This window comes from Streptomyces sp. NPDC006265 (assembly GCF_040613555.1).
Lineage (GTDB): Bacteria > Actinomycetota > Actinomycetes > Streptomycetales > Streptomycetaceae > Streptomyces.
This window is the reverse complement of record NZ_JBEXSH010000084.1, coordinates 1-4,567: the sequence shown is the minus strand read 5'-3', so window position 1 is coordinate 4,567 and position 4,567 is coordinate 1. Positions and strand designations below refer to the sequence as shown.

The window sequence follows — 4,567 nt, the reverse complement described above, 5'->3', positions numbered from 1 at the left end:
GCCCAGGTTCTGCGTGGTGACCGAGCCGTCGGGGTGGGTCGTGGTGAGGACCCCGCTGTCCGGGTCGAAGCTGGTGCTGCCGCCGCCCGGGAAGTCGGTGGTCACGTCTCCGCCGCTGGTCAGCTGCGTGTTGCCGCCGGTCGGGGTCTTGAGGGAGCCGCCGGTGCCGTTCAGGCTGCCGAGGTTCTGGTTGATCGCGTCGTTGACGGAGTTGTCCGTCCCGCCCCGGGCGTTGTTCAGGCCGCCGAGGCTGCCGAGGTTCTGGACGTTCGGGACCGGGCCCAGGGGGCCCTGCTCACCGGAACCGCCCAGCGAGTTCACGTCGTTGAGGTCGCCGGGGCTCTCGGTGGTGAACGCCCTCTGGTTCAGCAGGTCGTCGAGGCCGTTCAGGTTCTGCTCGTTGACCGCGTTGGGATCGTTGAGGCCGCCCAGACTGTCCTCCAGGCTCGCCCGCTGCTCCTCGGCCTCACGCTCGGCTTCCTTGCGGAGTTCCTCCTGGTACTTCTTGTCCTCCTCGCGCTGCCGGTTCTGCTCCTCCCGCAGCTCGTCCTGGTACTTCTTGTCCTCCTCGCGCTGCCGGTTCTGCTCCTCCCGCAGCTCGTCCTGGTACTTCTTGTCCTCCTCGCGCTGCCGCCGCTGCTCCTCCCGCAGCTCGTCCTGATACTTCTTGTTCTCCTCGTTCTGCCGGTTGATCTCGTCCTTTTCCTCCTGCAGCTTCCGCTTCTCGTACTCCTCGGAGGCCGTGCTGGTGGACTTCGGCTCGGGGATGTTCCCCGAGAAGTCCTTGCCCAGGTCGAGGAAGTGGTTGTTCAGCGTGGACTGCACCTTGGCCGCCGGTTCGCCCAGGTGCTCGTCGATCCCCCGGTACCAGATCTTCACCGCCTCGTCGCCGACCTTCGCCCAGTTCGCGATGTCGGTGAGGTCGCCGTAGTCGGGGTGCACGTGCGTGAAGCCCGCCTTCGGACTGTGGTAGACGGACGTGCTGTAGCGGGTGCTGTACGACTTGATGTCCGTCCTGGCGACGTTGTCCGAGTCCACCCACCGGGCGAGATCATCCAGGACGTAGCGCAGCACCCGGTGTGGGTCGTAGTAGGGGGACTTGGCCCAGTCCAGCCACGCCTTCAGCAGTTCCTTGGCCGCGTCCTCCAGGTACTTCCGGCCCAGGGACAGGGCACGCGAGTACACCGTCTCGCCGGTGCCGGTGTCGTCGCCGGTGACGGACTTGTTGAAGGTCTCGACGTAGTTGTCGTAGTTCTCGCGGATCTTCTTGAGCAGGCTGCGGAAGACCTCCGCCGCCTCGCCCTTCCAGCTCGCGTCGTCCCGGCCGAACCGGTCCTCCCAGTCCTTCAGTATCGGTGCCTGGTCCTTGAAGAACTTGGCCGCGAAGTCGAAGGACTCGCCGGTGCGGTTGAAGGAGTCCAGGACCACCGCGTCGGCGCTGGGCACTCCCAGATCACTGAACCGGGCGTCCTGGGTGTCGCCCTTCAGGAGCTCCAGGAGCGCCGCCCGCGGCCCGTTCATGTACCGGGCGAGCGGGATGGTGCTCATCTTGTCCTTGTTGTAGTCCGTGAACTCGTTGCCGTCACGGACCTGGGCGTCTTCGACGTTGTCGGAGCCCGGTGCGGCCCAGATGAGCTCGTCGCCGGACTTGACGCGGCCCTCGAAGACGATCCGCGCCTGCATGATCGAGCTCTTCTTGCCCCCGTCGAAGAACCAGATGTCGTAGTCCTCGCCCTTGTTCGTCAGGAACCCGGAGTCCTTGACGAGCAAGCCGAGACTGCGCTCCTTGATGTCCATCCGGAACAGCTTGCCGCCGTGGTCGGAGCGGAGCGTGTCGAAGACGGTGTTGCGGTCCGGCACGGGATAGCCGGTGATGTGGGTGACCAGAGTGGCCCAGGTGTCGGACGACGCGTCGGTCCGATCGTCCATGTCGGCGATGTGCTGTTTGGAATCGGGATCGTACCGGTCGGCCACCGGGCACCCTTTCTGGTCGGTCGTCGTCCGTGCCGGCACACCGCGTGGTCACACGGGTTGGCAGCCGGGTGTCTGTCTCGAGGAGGTCAGCCGGACGGCCGTGGTCGGCTCCGGCCCGCGCGGCGCGGGTTCAGTCGTCCTCCTCCGCCGTGCCGGACGTGCCTGCGGTGAGACTGTCGACATCCTCGAAGGTCTGCAGCAGCGTCTGCGCGTCGATGGCGTCCAGGTTCTTGTTCTTGGTCTTGTTGGCCTCTTCGATCGTCTCGGAGAGCGCCTCCTTCAACTCCTTGAACAGTTCCATCTGGTCACCGAGCAGCTTGTCAATGGCCTCGGCGGCGCCCCGGATGTCCTCGATCAGCGTCGGTCCCGACACCAGCGGATCGGTGACCATCTTGCCGATGCGCAGGAGTTGCTGCTTCTGGTCCAGGTTGTCCGGGGTGGTGTGCCCGTCGATGAGCTGGCCGAGCGGGCGGATGTTCTTCTCGCCCTCTTCGCGGTGCTTCTTCGCAGCGGTGTACACCGGCTGCACCTCGTAGTCCCGGAAGTTCTCCATCTGCTTGAGGTCGAAGTGCTTGACGTCGGCCTTCTCATCGGCCATGGGACGCTCTCCTGCCGCTTGGTGCCGGAAGGGGGATGGGGGGCCGCCCGGTGGACGCCCCGCGCGACCGCGAGGGCCCCGGCGGGCGCCCGCACGGCCCTGGCGTGGGCGCGCCCGCCGCCTTCCGAACGGGCGCGCCGGGCGCTCGGACTCACCGGGCGCCGGGGCCGGGGCCGCACACCGTGGAGGACGCCGGGGCTACGCACCGGACGGACGACACCGGGGGCCGCACCGCGGGGATGCCGGGGCCACTCACCGGACGGACGCAGGGGACGTGCGCCGGACGGACGCCGGACGTAAGCGAGGCACGTACGGGCGGCCCCGACAGGGCCGCCGTCGCAGCGGGCCCGGGGCCCGCGTACGTCCCGGAGACCCTAACGGGCCCGCACGCCGCCCCAGTTGTCGGCGCTGCGGCGCTCGTCCCGGGAGTGGTTGTCGTGGATCGTCTGGACCAACTCGCCGTTGTCGCCGAGGAGCTGGGCCATGTTCTTGGTGGCCTGGTCCCACTCGGCCTGGACCTCGCGGTACGTCTGCTGGTCCGAACCCTCCCAGGACATGACGAGCGGCTTCAGCTCGTCCTCCAGGTTGTTGAGGGTCTTGATGATCGCCTGGGTCTGGTCCATCAGCTCCTCGACCGCGTGCCGGACCTTGCCGTACTGCACGTCGATGATGCCGTCGGCCATGACGTCTCCTCTCGGGGGGCCGGGCGTACAGCCCGGCGGAACTCACGGGGGTACGGCCTCGCCGGAAGGGGGCCGGTGCCGCGCGGGTGGGGGGTGGGTCAGCGCAGCGCTTCGAAGACGCCCTGGCTGGTCTTGCTGTTGAGGACCTCGGTGAGGTCCTGGTTCTCCTTCGCCAGACGGTTGGCGGAGGTCACGTTCTCCTGAAGCGCGTCGACCATCTTGCTGATCTGGATGACGACCTTCTGCGCCTCGGCGTTCCAGCTGCGGAAGAGCTTCAGCAGGGCCTGGCCCTCGTCGCCGCCGACACCTGAACGCGCGGCGATCTCGGCGACGTTGTTCTGGATCTTCTCGACCTGGTCCCGGGCCGACTCCAGGGAGGAGACGCCCCCCAAGCCCTTGGCATAGTCCGCTTTCCTCGCGGCACTGTCCGCCATGTCGCGTTCCCTTCGTTCAGGCAGGTCTCGTGGCACCGTTGCACGCCGAGGCTAAAGAGGTCCCGGAGTTCCGCGCAACGCGATCGGTGACTTTTGAGCATAGGTCAGACGGATGGAATTCGGTTGTACGGCAACGGAGTTGCGGTCGGGTCACGCCCGGATGAACGGGCTCGGCCACCGGCCGGGCGGGAAGAACCCGGGACGTCCGGCGGGCGGTGTTCAATTCGGGCGGGAAACGGGCACGCCGGGAAGCCGAACGGTCATCGGGAAGGACCGTTTCGGATCCGCGTGCACCCACGGCATTCCGTGCGTCACACCGGGCGGAATACTTGAGCTTTTCCTGAGCTTTCCTTCGGCTCGAAATAGCCCCGGTCCGGCCGGTGATTTCATTTCCTTCGCCGCCCTTTGCGATCCTTGCCGCGATCAGCCTGCGGTGCCGGTTCTGGGAGCGGTGCCCGCCGCTTCCGCCTTGCCGCTCTTGTCCGCCTTGCCGCTGTCCGCCTTCCGCTGTTCCGTACCGTCGCCGGCGGCGGCACCGCACGCGGGAGCGGTGACCTTGGGCCGGCCGGCTCCGGACGCGGCGGCCGGGTCGAGGTCCGCTCCGGTCGGGAGCGCCGCGAGCAGGGGTGCCGGGACGGAGCCGATGTCGGAGGGCCCGTATCCGAGTGCGGCGAGGGAACTCTTGTCGCTCACCCGGTACTTCACGCCGTTCTCCGCCACCAGGTAGGTGGTGCCCGCGTGGGCGGCGCCGCTTGCGTGCAGGGCCCTGACCAGGGCGCCGCTGCCAGCCCGCCACCAGCATCAGCGCGGCCGTCGAGATGCCGTGGTTGATCATGTAGAGCGTCGCACCGGACTGTCCCTGGCTGGTCATCGCGAAG

General features: G+C 67.8%; 4 protein-coding genes and 1 pseudogene. All 5 read right to left on the bottom strand.

The features are described from left to right. A partial coding sequence (locus ABZ281_RS10205) for an AAWKG family protein (RefSeq protein WP_356653978.1) occupies positions 1–1,929 on the bottom strand: 1,929 nt, incomplete at its 3' end. Between the two features lie 175 nt (positions 1,930–2,104). Next, positions 2,105–2,572 carry a type VII secretion system-associated protein gene (locus tag ABZ281_RS10200; protein WP_356653976.1) on the bottom strand — a complete coding sequence of 156 codons (468 nt, stop codon included), beginning with the start codon at positions 2,570–2,572 and terminating at the stop codon, positions 2,105–2,107. Positions 2,573–2,946: 374 nt separating this feature from the next. Further along, positions 2,947–3,255, bottom strand: a complete 309-nt coding sequence (locus tag ABZ281_RS10195) for a WXG100 family type VII secretion target (RefSeq protein WP_356653974.1) — start codon at positions 3,253–3,255, stop codon at positions 2,947–2,949. A gap of 98 nt (positions 3,256–3,353) precedes the next feature. Then, positions 3,354–3,689: a hypothetical protein gene (locus tag ABZ281_RS10190; protein ID WP_030838414.1), complete on the bottom strand. Its 336-nt coding sequence runs from the start codon at positions 3,687–3,689 to the stop codon at positions 3,354–3,356. Positions 3,690–4,112: 423 nt separating this feature from the next. After that, a pseudogene (locus tag ABZ281_RS10185) lies at positions 4,113–4,481 on the bottom strand (type VII secretion protein EccB); the annotation flags it as partial. Between the last annotated feature and the right edge of the window lie 86 nt (positions 4,482–4,567).